Source organism: Ralstonia sp. RL (assembly GCF_001683835.1).
Lineage (GTDB): Bacteria > Pseudomonadota > Gammaproteobacteria > Burkholderiales > Burkholderiaceae > Ralstonia > Ralstonia mannitolilytica.
Genome location: NZ_LWRX01000120.1, coordinates 40212 through 53141, shown reverse-complemented (window position 1 = coordinate 53141; position 12930 = coordinate 40212). Strand labels below are relative to the sequence as shown.

At 65.1% G+C, this 12930-nt stretch carries 14 protein-coding genes; 3 read left to right on the top strand and 11 right to left on the bottom strand.

The annotated features are described in order from the left end of the window. Window positions 1–62 precede the first annotated feature (62 nt). The 3 genes from secB to A6M56_RS11385 all read right to left on the bottom strand — a co-directional run bounded on the left by secB (window position 63) and on the right by A6M56_RS11385 (window position 1451). Window positions 63–584, bottom strand: a complete 522-nt coding sequence (gene secB, locus A6M56_RS11395) for a protein-export chaperone SecB (protein WP_045785687.1) — start codon at window positions 582–584, stop codon at window positions 63–65. 161 nt (window positions 585–745) lie between these two features. Further along, complete coding sequence (gene grxC, locus A6M56_RS11390) at window positions 746–1003, bottom strand: glutaredoxin 3 (RefSeq protein ID WP_045785686.1); 258 nt, start codon at window positions 1001–1003, stop codon at window positions 746–748. A 25-nt stretch (window positions 1004–1028) separates the two neighbouring features. Continuing rightward, on the bottom strand, window positions 1029–1451 hold the full coding sequence (locus A6M56_RS11385; protein ID WP_045785685.1) for a rhodanese-like domain-containing protein: 423 nt from the start codon (window positions 1449–1451) through the stop codon (window positions 1029–1031). A gap of 165 nt (window positions 1452–1616) precedes the next feature. Between A6M56_RS11385 and gpmA the strand changes: the two genes are divergently transcribed. The 3 genes from gpmA (at window position 1617) to A6M56_RS11370 (ending at window position 4917) form a co-directional block, all read left to right on the top strand. Further along, window positions 1617–2363 carry a 2,3-diphosphoglycerate-dependent phosphoglycerate mutase gene (gene gpmA / locus A6M56_RS11380; RefSeq protein WP_045787749.1) on the top strand — a complete coding sequence of 249 codons (747 nt, stop codon included), beginning with the start codon at window positions 1617–1619 and terminating at the stop codon, window positions 2361–2363. Between the two features lie 118 nt (window positions 2364–2481). Continuing rightward, complete coding sequence (locus tag A6M56_RS11375; RefSeq protein WP_045785684.1) at window positions 2482–4098, top strand: S41 family peptidase; 1617 nt, start codon at window positions 2482–2484, stop codon at window positions 4096–4098. A 69-nt stretch (window positions 4099–4167) separates the two neighbouring features. Then, entirely contained in the window at window positions 4168–4917 is a 750-nt protein-coding gene (locus tag A6M56_RS11370) for a HesA/MoeB/ThiF family protein (protein WP_045785683.1), read from the top strand. Between the two features lie 65 nt (window positions 4918–4982). Here the strand turns inward: A6M56_RS11370 and bfr are convergent, their stop codons facing one another. The 8 genes from bfr to A6M56_RS11330 form a co-directional block, all read right to left on the bottom strand. Beyond that, complete coding sequence (bfr, locus tag A6M56_RS11365; protein WP_004637092.1) at window positions 4983–5462, bottom strand: bacterioferritin; 480 nt, start codon at window positions 5460–5462, stop codon at window positions 4983–4985. A gap of 133 nt (window positions 5463–5595) precedes the next feature. After that, a complete protein-coding gene (locus A6M56_RS11360) occupies window positions 5596–5871 on the bottom strand; it encodes a (2Fe-2S)-binding protein (protein ID WP_045785682.1) in 276 nt (91 codons plus the stop codon). 220 nt (window positions 5872–6091) lie between these two features. Further along, window positions 6092–7843: a phosphoenolpyruvate--protein phosphotransferase gene (ptsP, locus tag A6M56_RS11355; RefSeq protein ID WP_045785681.1), complete on the bottom strand. Its 1752-nt coding sequence runs from the start codon at window positions 7841–7843 to the stop codon at window positions 6092–6094. Between the two features lie 41 nt (window positions 7844–7884). Further along, a complete protein-coding gene (locus A6M56_RS11350) occupies window positions 7885–8154 on the bottom strand; it encodes an HPr family phosphocarrier protein (protein WP_045785680.1) in 270 nt (89 codons plus the stop codon). After that, the gene (locus A6M56_RS11345) at window positions 8123–8578 is read right to left on the bottom strand and encodes a PTS sugar transporter subunit IIA (RefSeq protein ID WP_045785679.1); all 456 of its coding nucleotides are present in this window, start codon (window positions 8576–8578) and stop codon (window positions 8123–8125) included. Before A6M56_RS11345 ends, A6M56_RS11350 begins: the two co-directional genes overlap by 32 nt. Before the next feature lie 74 nt (window positions 8579–8652). Then, window positions 8653–9633, bottom strand: a complete 981-nt coding sequence (gshB, locus tag A6M56_RS11340; RefSeq protein ID WP_045785678.1) for a glutathione synthase — start codon at window positions 9631–9633, stop codon at window positions 8653–8655. A gap of 29 nt (window positions 9634–9662) precedes the next feature. Further along, window positions 9663–10958, bottom strand: a complete 1296-nt coding sequence (gene gshA, locus A6M56_RS11335; RefSeq protein ID WP_045785677.1) for a glutamate--cysteine ligase — start codon at window positions 10956–10958, stop codon at window positions 9663–9665. Window positions 10959–11358: 400 nt separating this feature from the next. Continuing rightward, window positions 11359–12900, bottom strand: coding sequence for an ammonium transporter (locus A6M56_RS11330; RefSeq protein ID WP_045785676.1), 1542 nt, complete (start codon window positions 12898–12900; stop codon window positions 11359–11361). Window positions 12901–12930 lie beyond the last annotated feature (30 nt).

Sequence of the window (12930 nt, the reverse complement as noted above, 5' to 3'; positions counted from 1 at the left end):
GCAAAAAAATACCCGCGCGAGCGTGCGGCCGGCGCGGGCTTCAGGCGCGGTGCGCCTCGTCTTCAGTGCGTGGCCTTCGAGCCGTCCGGCATCACCAGACCGGCGCCGCCGCCCTGGGCTTGCGCCTCTTCCATCGCGGCAGCCAGGCGTTGCTCGTACAGCGCCTGGAAGTTGATCTCGGCCAAGTGGATCGGCTGGAAGCCGGCGCGGCCAATGGTGTCGGCAATGTTCGAGCGCAGGTACGGGTACACGATGGTCGGACAGGCGATGCCCAGCAGCGGGTCCATCTGCTCGGCCGGCACGTTGCGGATGTCGAAGATACCGGCTTGCTTGGCTTCCACCAGGAAGGCGACCTTTTCCTTGACCTTGGTCGTGACCGTGCCGATGACGACCACTTCAAACACGCCCTCGGCCAGTTGCGAAGCGGACACGTCCACCTGCACTTCCACGGTCGGCTGTTCCTGCTCGAGGAAGATGTGCGGCGAGTTGGGCTGCTCCAGCGACAGATCCTTCAGGTAGACGCGCTGAATGTTGAAGAACGGCTGGCCATCCTGGCCCGGTTGCTGTTGTTGCTGGTCGCTCATGACTCGCCTTCAAAATGGATGTGGTCAGTGCTTGGCGGAACGCGTCCGCCGTGCAAGACGCGTATGGTACATGAGGCAATGGTGCAGGCCATTGCGAGGACACCTAAAAATACAACGCCCGGTCAAGGCCGGGCGTTCTGTGTGGCAAGCGCGTCGCCAGGTCAGGCGGCCAGCAGCGGCACCAGGCCGCCTTCGCGGTCCAGCGCGGACAGATCATCAAAGCCGCCGATGTGTCGATCGTCGATGTAGATCTGCGGCACGGTGCGGCGGTTCGTGCGCGCCATCATCTCTTCGCGCTTGCCGGGTTCGCGGTCGATCAGGATCTTTTCGATCTGCTCGACGCCGCGCTGCTTCAGGAGTCGTTCCGCTGCCACGCAATAGGGGCAGACGGTGGTGCTGTACATGACCACGTGCGCCATAACATCAAACCTCGTTGTCTTTTCGTTACTTCACGACCGGAAGGCCTGCCTGCTGCCAGGCGGCCAATCCGCCCTCGAGCGAATAGACCTCACTGTAACCGGCCTGCTTCAACACTGCTTGCGCCCGCCCGGCGCGCTGGCCGGTCTGGCATACGAGGATGATGGGGGTCTCTTTGTTCTTTGCAAGGCCGGCCGCCTTGCCTTCGAGTTCGCCAAGCGGCGCATGCTTGGCTTGCGGGAGATGGCCGGCGGCGTACTCGCTGCTCTCGCGCACGTCCACTACCACGGCGTTGCGGCGGTTGATGAGCTGCGTGGCCGTCGAGGCACTGACCTTGGCGCCGCCCCCGCCGGCAATGCGGCGCTGGACGGACGACCAGACCAGCAGCCCGCCCGAAACGATGGCGATGGCAAGCAGGGCGAGGTTGTTGTAATCGGCGAAAAACTTCACGGTATCGGTTTCCTGGGATGGGTCGGTCGGGCCTCGTCCGAACGGTTCGGAGAGCCAATGCCGGCGGCATTATAAAATAGCCGGTTTCAGCGGTCGCACGTCAAGGCGTCGACAGATCGCCGCAGGCCGCGCGCGCAGGTTTTCTCACTTCTCATCATGGCAGTCATGCACAAGCTCGTCCTCATCCGCCACGGCGAATCGACGTGGAATCTCGAGAACCGCTTCACCGGCTGGGTCGACGTCGACCTCACCGATACGGGCGTCGCCCAGGCCCGCCAAGGCGGCAAACTGCTGCGCGAAGCCGGCTTCACCTTCGACCTCGCCTACACCTCGGTGCTCAAGCGCGCGATACGCACGCTTTGGCATGTGCAGGACGAAATGGATCTGATGTGGATCCCGACCCGCAACGAATGGCGCCTGAACGAACGCCACTACGGCGCGCTGTCGGGCCTGAACAAGGCGGAGACGGCCGCCAAGTTCGGCGACGAGCAGGTATTGATCTGGCGCCGCAGCTACGACACGCCGCCGCCCGCCCTCGAGCCCGGGGCCGAGAACGACGCCTTCGGCAACCCGCGCTATGCCGGCCTCACGCGCGAGCAGGTGCCCCTGACCGAATGCCTGAAAGACACCGTGGCGCGCGTGCTGCCGCTGTGGGAAGAGTCGATTGCGCCGGCCATCCGGAGCGGCAAGCGTGTCGTCATTGCAGCGCATGGCAACAGCATCCGCGCGCTGGTGAAGTACCTCGACGGCATTTCCGACGCCGACATCGTCGGCCTGAACATCCCCAACGGCACGCCGCTGGTGTATGAGCTGGACGCCAACCTCAAGCCGATCCGCCATTACTACCTGGGCGACCAGGAAGCAATTGCCGCGTCGCTCGCGGCGGTGGCCAGCCAGGGCAAGTCCAAATAATCCGTAACGGGCGCTGCGGCACCTCAACGCCTTTATACTGTCAAAGCCTGACACCCGGGATGTGCGCAAGCCGTCCCGGGTCATGTTTATCTACCGTCCCACCGTCCGCTCCCGACACATGCGAACTTCGCTCAAGAACATCAGCTTGATCGCCATCGGCCTCGTTACCGGGGTACTGGCGACGCTTCAGCTCTCCGCCACCGCGCAGAATGCGACGGTCGGGCCGCTTCCGCTGGAGAAGCTCAGGCTCATGGCCGACATCTTTGGCCAGATCAAGCGCGAGTATGTCGAGCCGGTGGACGACGACAAGCTGCTGACCGAAGCCATCAAGGGCATGGTCGCCAGCCTCGACCCCCATTCGGCCTACCTCGACAAGAAGGACTTCCAGGAGCTGCAGGAGGGCACCCAGGGACGCTTTGCCGGCCTGGGCATCGAGATCTCGCAGGAGGAAGGTCTTGTCAAGGTCATCAACCCGATCGAAGACACCCCGGCCTTCCGCGCCGGCGTGCAGCCGGGCGACCTGATCACCCGCATCGACGACAAGCCGGTGCGCGGCATGCCGCTCGAGCAAGCCGTCAAGCGCATGCGCGGCGCGCCGGGCACCAAGGTCACGCTGACCATCTACCGCAAGAAGGAAGAGCGCACGTTCCCGCTCACCATCACCCGCGCTGAAATTCAGGTGCAGTCGGTCAAGGCCAAGCTGCTCGGCGACGGCATTGCCTGGGTGCGCATCACGAGCTTCCAGGAACGCACCGTGCCGGACCTGGCCAAGAAGCTGAACGACCTGGCCAAGCAGGACGGCCACCTCAAGGGCCTGATCCTGGATCTGCGCAACAACGGCGGCGGTGTGCTGCAGGCCGCTGTGGGTGTGTCGGCCGCGTTCCTGCCGCCGGACGTGACGGTGGTCTCGACGAACGGCCAGGTGCCGGACGCGAAGCGCACGTACAAGACGACGTTCGCCAACTACCGCCTGAGCAACTTCGATTCCGATCCGCTCGCCAATCTGGACCCCGAGTTCAAGACCGTGCCGATCATCGTGCTGACCAACGCGTACACGGCCTCCGCTTCGGAAATCGTGGCCGGCGCGCTGCAGGATCACCACCGTGCCAAGACGATGGGCAAGACGACCTTCGGCAAGGGCTCGGTGCAGACGGTGCGCCCGCTGTCGAACGACACCGGCATCAAGCTGACCATCGCGTACTACTACACGCCATCGGGCAAGTCGATCCAGGCAAAGGGCATCCGCCCGGATATCCCGGTCGACCAGAATCCGGAAGGCGATCCGGACGACGCGCTCATCACCCGCGAGATCGATACCGAGCGCCACCTGCACAACAAGCAAGAGTCGGAAGAAGCGGAGATGACGGAGCGCGAAAAGCGCCGCGTCGAAGAGCTGCGCCGCCTGGAAGAAGAAAACGCCAAGAAGACGCCGGAGCAGCGCGAGAAGGAACGCAACAAGAAGCCGATCGAGTTCGGCTCGGCCGACGACTTCATGCTGCAGCAGGCCATTGCCGACCTGAAGGGCCAGCCGGTCAAGCGTTCGAAGTCGGTGCTGGAAAGCGCAGCCGCGACCGTGCCGGACAAGGCCGTGAAATCGCCGGCCGCCAAGGAATCGAGCCAGCCCGCCAAGCTGCCCAAGGGCAAGGCGGCGCCGGCTTCCGAGCCGGCTGCGCCCAAGCCCAGCGGCCCGGCAAGCAGCGTGCAGCCGGCCCCGGAACCCACCGGCGCCCGCTGACACGCAACCCGGCGAACACTGGCAAACTTACGAGGCCGTGCACTGCACGGCCTTTTTCATTGCACCGCCATGAACGACGATCAACTGCTGCGCTATTCGCGCCATATCCTGCTCGACGAAATCGGCATCGAAGGGCAAACGCGCCTGCTGCAGGCGCACGCGCTGGTCATCGGGGCGGGCGGGCTCGGCGCCGCAGCCCTGCCCTACCTGGCGGCGGCCGGGGTTGGAACGCTGACCATCGTCGACGACGACACGGTCGACCTGACCAATCTGCAGCGCCAGATCCTGCACACCACCGAGTCGGTCGGGCAGCCCAAGGTGGCGTCGGCGCAGGCAGCCATCGCGCGGCTGAACCCGGACGTGCGCGTGAATGCCGTGCAGCGCCGGCTCGATGCGGATGCCATCGGCGCGCTTCTCGGCGGCGTCAGCGTGGTGCTGGACTGTTCGGACAACTTTGCCACGCGCCAGGCCGCCAACCTCGCTTGCGTACGGGCAGGCGTGCCGCTTGTGTCGGGAGCCGCCATCCGCTTCGACGGGCAGATCAGCGTCTTCGACAGCCGCGCAGGCGGACCGTGCTACGCCTGCCTGTTCCCGCCCGACGAGCCGGCGCCCGAGGTGGCGTGCGCGACGATGGGCGTGTTCTCGCCGCTGGTCGGGATGGTGGGCACGGTGCAGGCGGCCGAGGCGCTCAAGCTCGTCGCCGGCATCGGCCGTTCGCTTGCTGGCCGTCTGCTGATGCTCGACGGTCTATCGATGGAATGGACGACGATGCGCATCGGGCGGCAGTCGTCGTGTCCGGTCTGCGGCGACGCGCACTGATGCGCCGAGCACGCGCAATAAAAAAAGGAGGCTGAGGCCTCCTTCTTTTTGCCGTCCGTCGAGTCTTACTCGCCCTCGGGCTCCATCTGCGATTGCAGATAGTTCTGAATGCCAACCTTGTCGATCAGCTCCAGCTGCGTTTCGAGCCAGTCGATGTGCTCCTCCGTGTCGTCCAGGATGTCGACCAGGATCTCGCGGCTGACGTAATCCTTGACCGATTCGCAGTAGGCGATGCCTTCGACCACCGTGCCGTGCGCGGCACGCTCGAGCTTCAGGTCGCACTCGATGATTTCCTTCGTGTCCTGGCCGATGAAGATCTTGCCGAGGTCCTGCAGGTTGGGCAGGCCGTCGAGCATCAGGATGCGCTCGATCAGGCGGTCGGCATGCTTCATCTCGCCGATCGATTCCTTGTATTCGTGGTCCCCGATGCGCTTGAGCCCCCAGTGGCCATACATGCGCGCGTGGAGGAAGTACTGGTTGATTGCGGTCAGCTCATTCTTGAGCTGGGCGTTCAGATATTGGATGACCTTCTTATCGCCTTTCATTCTCGGGGCTCCTGCTGGTGAGGGACGCGCGCCGGCGTCCGTTCAAGACGAGCCCGCGTTCTGATCCAGCAAGCAACAAATGCCGCCGAGGCTCAGGCCCGGGCGGCAGTTCGCGGCGGTAAAAAGGCAAGGATCAGGCAGCCAACGCCTTGGCCGCAATGGCCTGGTCATTGGCGACGGGCTCGTCGCGACGCTCGATTATGGCATGCGTGCTGGCACGGCCCAACACCTGATCGACGGGGATGCAGCTCACCGCTTCGGCGAGCACCTGCTTGGCGCAGTCCCGGCATTGTCCGCAGCACGTGCCCACGCCGAGCGTCTCGGCGAGTTCGTCCAGGGTCGATACGCCCAGACGGGCGGCGCCATGGATTTCGCGGTCGGTCACTTGGTTGCAGATGCAGACGTACACGGGGCTCCTCCGCAGCGCTCACAACGCGCTGTCAGGCCAGAATAACAGAGAATGGTAATGAGAACAATTCTTGTTCGACCCCATTCGGCAGGCGGGGTCTTGGGGGTGCGCGCAAGCCGTCTTTTAGATGAAAGACGTGGAATTTCAATCACTTAGGGAACAATGACCGCAGGACAGGCGATGCGGCGGCACAACGGCCGCCGCCGCTGGCCCTGGCCGTTCAGGCCCGCGCCAGGGCGCCCAGCGCGTCTTGGATTTCGGCGGGTTCGCACGTGCACAGCAGGCGGTCGACCTCGCGCATGAGTCGCGGGCGGTCGGCGCGCAGGATCTGCTGCTTGACGCTCAGGAGCTGCGACGGATGCATCGAAAACTCGGTGAGCCCCATGCCGAGCAGCAGGCGCGTCATGGCGGCATCGCCGGCCATCTCGCCGCACACCGATACGGGCTTGCCGGCCTGATGCCCTTCGCGGATCGTGCGCGCGATCAGCTGCAGCACGGCGGGGTGCAGCGGGTCATACAGATGCGCGACCGCGTTGTCGGCGCGATCGATGGCGAGCGTGTACTGGATCAGATCGTTCGTGCCGATCGAGAGGAAATCCATGCGCCGCAGGAACACCGGCAGGATCAGCACCGCCGCCGGAATTTCAATCATGGCGCCAACCTTGACGGTCGGATCGTAGGCGAGGCCCTCGGCGTCGAGCGAGGCCTTCGCGCGCGCCAGGAGCTCCAGCGTCTGGTCGATCTCGCGGGCGTGCGCGAGCATCGGCACGAGAATCTTCACCGGCCCGAACGCCGAGGCCCGCAACAGCGCGCGCAACTGCGTGAGGAACATCGCCGGCTCCGACAGCGACCACCGGATCGCGCGCAAACCCAACGCGGGGTTGGGCGCCGTCTCGAACAGGTCGTCGCGGATGTCCAGCGGCTTGTCGGCGCCAATGTCGATCGTGCGGATCGTGACAGGCAAACCCTTCATCGATTCGACCGCCGTGCGGTACGCGAGGAACTGCTCTTCCTCGTCGGGCAGCGCGCCGCGGCGGTTCATGAAGAGGAATTCGGAGCGGAACAGCCCGACGCCGACGGCACCCGCCTTCACGGCCGCGGCGGCATCTTCGGGCATCTCGATATTGGCCAGCAGGTCGATCTGCGTGCCGTCGAGCGTGACGGTGGGCGTGTGGCGCAGGCGCTCCAGGCGCTTCTTCTGCAGCTCGCCTTCGCTGCGGCGGTGCCGGTACTCCTCGAGGATGGAGGCGTTCGGATCGACGATGACGATGCCGTTGTCGCCGTCGATGACGACGATGTCGTCCTGCCGGATCAGCGTGCTCGCGTTGTGCACGCCGACGGCCGCGGGGATGTCAAGGCTGCGCGCGACGATGGCCGTATGCGACGTGCGCCCGCCGAGATCGGTGACAAAGCCCGCGAAGGTCTGGCCGCGAAACTGCAGCATATCGGCCGGCGCAATGTCATGCGCGACGACGATCATGCCGGCATCCGGATCGCAGCCGGCTGCCACCGGCGCCGGCGCCAGCGCGGGCGCACCGGCCAACACCTTGAGAATCCGCTCGACGACCTGCTCGATGTCGGCCTTGCGCTCGCGCAGGTATTCGTCTTCGATTTCACCAAACTGGCGGATCAACTCTTCGAGCTGTGTGGTGAGCGCCCACTCGGCGTTGTAGCGGCGCTGGCGGATCAGCGTCTCCGGCACCTGGGAGAGCAGCGCGTCATCCAGGATCATCGCGTGCACGTCGAGGAAGGCGCCCATCTCTTCGGGCGCATCGGCGGGCAGGTCGCGCTTGAGCGCGATCAGTTCGGCGCGCACCGTCGCGCGGGCACTGCGCAGGCGCTCGACCTCTGCGTCGAGCTTGTCTTCATCGACAAGGTAGTGCGACACGTCCAGCGCCGCACGCGCCAGCATGTGGGCACGGCCGATGGCGATGCCGCGCGAGACCGGGATGCCGTGCAGGGTAAAGGGCATAGAGCGCTGGCCGGATGGCGGCGTGGAGTTGGACCGGCGGGCTATTCGCCTTCGCCGAAGCGATCGTTGATCAGGGCGACGAGGCCGTCCATGGCGGCTTGCTCGTCGGGGCCCTCGATCTCCAGCGTGACGGTGGAGCCGATGCCTGCGGCCAGCATCATCACGCCCATGATGCTCTTGGCGTCGACCTGGCGGCCGTTGCGCGACATCTTGATCTGACTGTCGAACTTGCTGGCGAGCTGCGTGAGCTTGGCGGAGGCGCGAGCGTGCAGCCCCAGCTTATTGATGATGGTGATATCCCTCTGCAGCATATTTGTCCGGATGGTTGGCAACCTGGTTCTGGACGGCTGTCGAGCCGACCTGCAGTACGCCTTGCGCGCCGCCGGCCAGAGCCTTGGCGGCAAGTTGTTCGAGTTTTTCGGAGCGGTAGCAGATGGCGCGCACGAGCATCGGCAGGTTCACGCCGGCCAGCACGCGGACGCGGCCCGGATCGGCCAGGCGCGAGGCGATGTTGGCGGGCGTCGCCCCGAAGATGTCGGTCAGCACCAGCGCGCCGTTGCCTTCGATGAGCTCGGCGAGCTTTTCGCGCGCCTGCGCCAGCACGGCAGCCGGCTCGGCATCGGGCAGGACGTCGATCGCACCCAGCCGTTCGGGCTGGCCGCAATAGACGTGTGCAGCGCAATCACGCAAGGCGCTAGCCAACGGCGCGTGCGCGATGATCAGAATCCCTGCCATGATGGAAATGCGAATCGGTGTGAATCCGATTGTATCAGGGCCCCTCGAGCCGATCGTGCGGCCCGCCAGCGATTTCAGGCCGGCTTGCGCGCCAATCCGCTCGCCTTGCCGACCGCGCGCTCCAGCGCGTCGATGAACATGCCCGCCACGTTGAAGCCCGTCTGCTGCGTAATTTCCTGAAAGCACGTCGGGCTCGTGACGTTCACCTCGGTCAGATAGTCTCCGATGACATCCAGCCCGACGAGCAACAGGCCGCGCTGCCACAGCACCGGCGCAAGCGCATGGGCGATCACTTGGTCGCGCTCGGACAGCGGTTGTGCCTTGCCCGTGCCACCGGCGGCGAGGTTGCCGCGGACTTCGCCCGCCATCGGAATGCGCGCCAGCGAATGCGGCACGGGCGATCCGCCAATCAGCAGGATGCGCTTGTCGCCCTCGCGGATGGCCGGGATGTACTGCTGCGCCATGATCGTGCGGGCGCCGTTGTGGGTGAGCGTCTCGATGACGGCGCCGAGGTTCATGCCGTCCGGCCCCACGCGGAAGATGCCCGTGCCGCCCATCCCGTCCAGCGGCTTGAAGATGACATCGCCCTGCTCGGCGTGGAAGTCGCGCAGCCGCTTTGCGTCGCGGGAGACGATCGTCGGCACGGTGAACTCGCGGAACTGCGCAATCGCGAGCTTTTCGGAATGGTCGCGAATCGCCTGCGGCTTGTTGAAGATGCGCGCGCCTTGCCGCTCGGCAATCTCCAGCAGCCACGTGCTGGTGACATACTCCATGTCGAACGGCGGATCCTTGCGCATCAGCACGGCGTCAAAGCCGGTGAGCGGCAGCAGGCGCGCATCGCCGGCGCGGTACCAGTCGTGCCCGTCGTCTTCATTGCCGGTCAGCGCGATGGGCGTCGCGACGGTTTCCACCACGTTGCCCGACAGCGTGAGCTGCGACTGCAGGCACGTGTATATGGCATAGCCGCGCGCCGCGGCCTCGCGCATCATCGCGAAGGTGGAATCCTTGTAGATCTTGAACGTCGACAGCGGATCGACGATGAACAGGAGGCGCATGGCGGTTCCTTCTACAGCGTGGTCGCTGATCAGATCAGCGGGTTCGGATCGGTTTTCTCGAGCTCGAGCGACGCGGCCAGCAAGGCCAGGCGCGCCACCACGCCGTACATGTAGAAACGGTTCGGCTCACCGGCGCCTGGCTTGGCGTGGCTGTCCGGCAGCGAGGTCGACGCGAACGGCAGCGGCACGAAATGCATGCCCGGCGCGTTCAGATTTTCATCCACGCCGCGGCCCGTGTGTACCCGGTAAAAGCCGCCCACCACATAACGGTCGATCATATAGACGACGGGTTCGGCCACGGCCTCGTTGATCTTCTCGAAGGTGTGCACGCCTTCCTGCACGATCACCTCGGAGACCTCCAGGCCTTCCTTGACCACGCTCATCTTGTTGCGCTCCTTCCGGTTCAGGCCCTTGACCTCGGACGGATCGCGCACGGTCATGACCCCCATGCCATAGGTGCCGGCGTCGGCCTTGACCACCACGTACGGGGTCTCGGTCACGCCGTATTCCTTGTACTTCTTGGCCGTCTTCTTGAGCACCGTCTCGACGGCGTGGGCGAGTTCCTCCTCGCCCGCGCGCTCGTGAAAGTCCAGCCCGCTGCACTTGGTGAAATACGGGTTGACCATCCACGGATCAATGTCGATCAGCTTGGCAAACTTCTTGGCCACCTCGTCGTAGGCGCCGAAGTGGTTCGTCTTGCGGCGCTGCGACCATCCCGCGTGCAGCGGCGGCAGCAGGTATTGCTCGTTGATATTCTCGAGGATGGGCGGCACGCCGGCCGACAGGTCATTGTTCAGCAGGATCGAGCACGGGTCGAAGTCGTCCATGCCCAGGCGGCGGCCCTTGGTCCCGATGCGCTTGAGCGGCTCGACGACGAGGCGCTGGCCATCGGGCAGATCGATCGGCGTGGGCTCGGTGATGTCGTCCGACAGCGAACCGAGGCGCACATTGAGCCCGGCCTGGCGCATGATCTGCGACAGGCGCGCCACGTTCTGCAGGTAGAACATGTTGCGCGTGTGGCGCTCGGGGATCAGCAGGAGGTTCTTGGCGTCGGGGCAGATCTTTTCGATCGCGGCCATGGCGGCCTGTACGGCCAGCGGCAGCATCTCGGGCGCGAGGTTGTTGAACCCGCCCGGGAAGAGATTCGTGTCGACGGGCGCGAGCTTGAAGCCGGCGTTGCGCAAATCGACGGAACAGTAGAACGGCGGCGTGTGTTCCTGCCACTCGAGGCGGAACCAGCGTTCGATGGCGGGCGTGGCGTCAAGAATCTTCTGCTCGAGCTCCAGCAGCGGCCCGTTCAGCGCGGTGATCAAGTGCGGAACCATACCCTTCCTATTGATGTTATTTATCGCCCACTCCGATTGTAGAGGAATAGGCAATAGCTTGCAGACGATAGCGGGCTATCGATATGCGGCCGGGAGGGGGATTCGCAAGAGCCAGTCCGCGGCAGTGCGCAAAGCCACACAAAAACGCGGACAAAAAAAAAGCGCGGGGCTGCCGCGCTTGGGGAATAGCCTGACAGATACGGGGAGCGTTCTGCAGGTGGAGGAAACCACGTCTGCAATGTAAGCGCGCGCATAACGACAGGCAATTGAAGGTTTTTTACATCGGAATTAAGGACGCGCCGGCCCGGGAACGGCTCAAAGCCCCCGTCCAGTGGTGTAGAGCGCGCTGCAATGAGGAAGACCCGGCACATGGCCGGGTCTTCTGGAGATGCGCGGACGGTCAGTCTTCGTAAGCCGTTTCGCCGTGAGACGTGATGTCCAGGCCTTCGCGCTCTTCCTCTTCCGGCACGCGCAGGCCGACGATGACGTCCACGATCTTGTAGGCGATGAAGGCCACCACGCCCGACCAGATGACGGTGGTCAGCACGCCCTGTAGCTGGATCCACAACTGGCCGCCGATCGAGTAATCATCGGCCACCTTGTTGGCAACGTAGTCGTAGATGCCGGTGCCGCCCAGGCTCGGCGCGGCGAACACGCCGGTCAGCAGCGCGCCGAGGATGCCACCCACCCCGTGCACGCCGAAGACGTCGAGCGTGTCATCCATGCCCAGCATGCGCTTGAGGCCATTCACGCCCCACAGGCACAGCAGGCCGGCGATGAGGCCCAGCACGATCGAGCCCATGGGGCCGACAAAGCCAGCGGCCGGAGTGATGGCGACCAGGCCCGCCACGGCGCCCGAAGCAGCACCCAGCATCGACGGCTTGCTCTTGCCGAACCATTCGCCGAAGCTCCACGACAGCACGGCAGCGGCGGTGGCCAGCAGCGTGTTGACGAAAGCCAGGGCGGCGCTGCCGTTGGCTTCCAGGGCCGAACCGGCGTTGAATCCGAACCAGCCGAACCACAGCAGCGAGGCACCCACCATGGTCAGCGTCAGGCTGTGCGGCTTGAGCGCCTCACGGCCGAAGCCGATGCGCTTGCCGAACAGGAAGGCACCCACCAGGCCTGCCACGGCGGCGTTGATATGCACGACGGTACCGCCGGCAAAATCGAGCGCGCCCTTCTGGAACAGCCAGCCCGACTTGGCCGTCATCACCTCAGCCGCCTTGGCATCGGTGAAGCCGTCCGGGCCCGGCCAGAACCACACCATGTGCGCGATCGGCAGGTAGCTGAAGGTGAACCACAGCACCACGAACAGCAGCACGGCCGAGAACTTCGCACGCTCGGCGAAGGCGCCGATGATCAGCGCGCAGGTGATCGCCGCAAAGGCACCCTGGAATGCGAAGTACGCGTACTCCGGCACCACCACGCCCTTGCTGAAGGTAGCGGCCACTGAGTCCGGCGTCAGCCCCTTCAGGAACAGGCGATCGAGCCCGCCGAAGAACGCGTTGCCTTCCGTGAAGGCAAAGCTGTAGCCGTAGAGCGCCCACAGGATGATGACCAGCGAGAAGATGCCCATGCACTGCATCAGCACCGAGAGCATGTTTTTCTTGCGCACTAGGCCGCCGTAGAACAGAGCCAGGCCCGGCAGCGTCATGAGGATGACGAAAGCGGTGGAGACCAGCAGCCACGCGGTATCGCCCTTGTTGGGCACAGGCGCGGCAGCCGCCGGCGCCGAAGCGGCAGCCGGTGCGGCAGCGGCAGAGGGGGCGGCGGGCGCCGGCGCTGCGGCCTGGGATGCTGCAGCGGGGGCGGCAGCCGCGGCCGGTGCCGAGGCTTCTGCGGCAGGCTTGTCCTGCGCAGCGGCCGGTGCCGAGCTCACGGCGCCCGCAAGCACCGCGACAACGGCCCCAGCCGTCAGGAATCGAGTGAACCAGGTTTTCATGTTTTGACCTCTTCCTTGGCAGATGGGGGC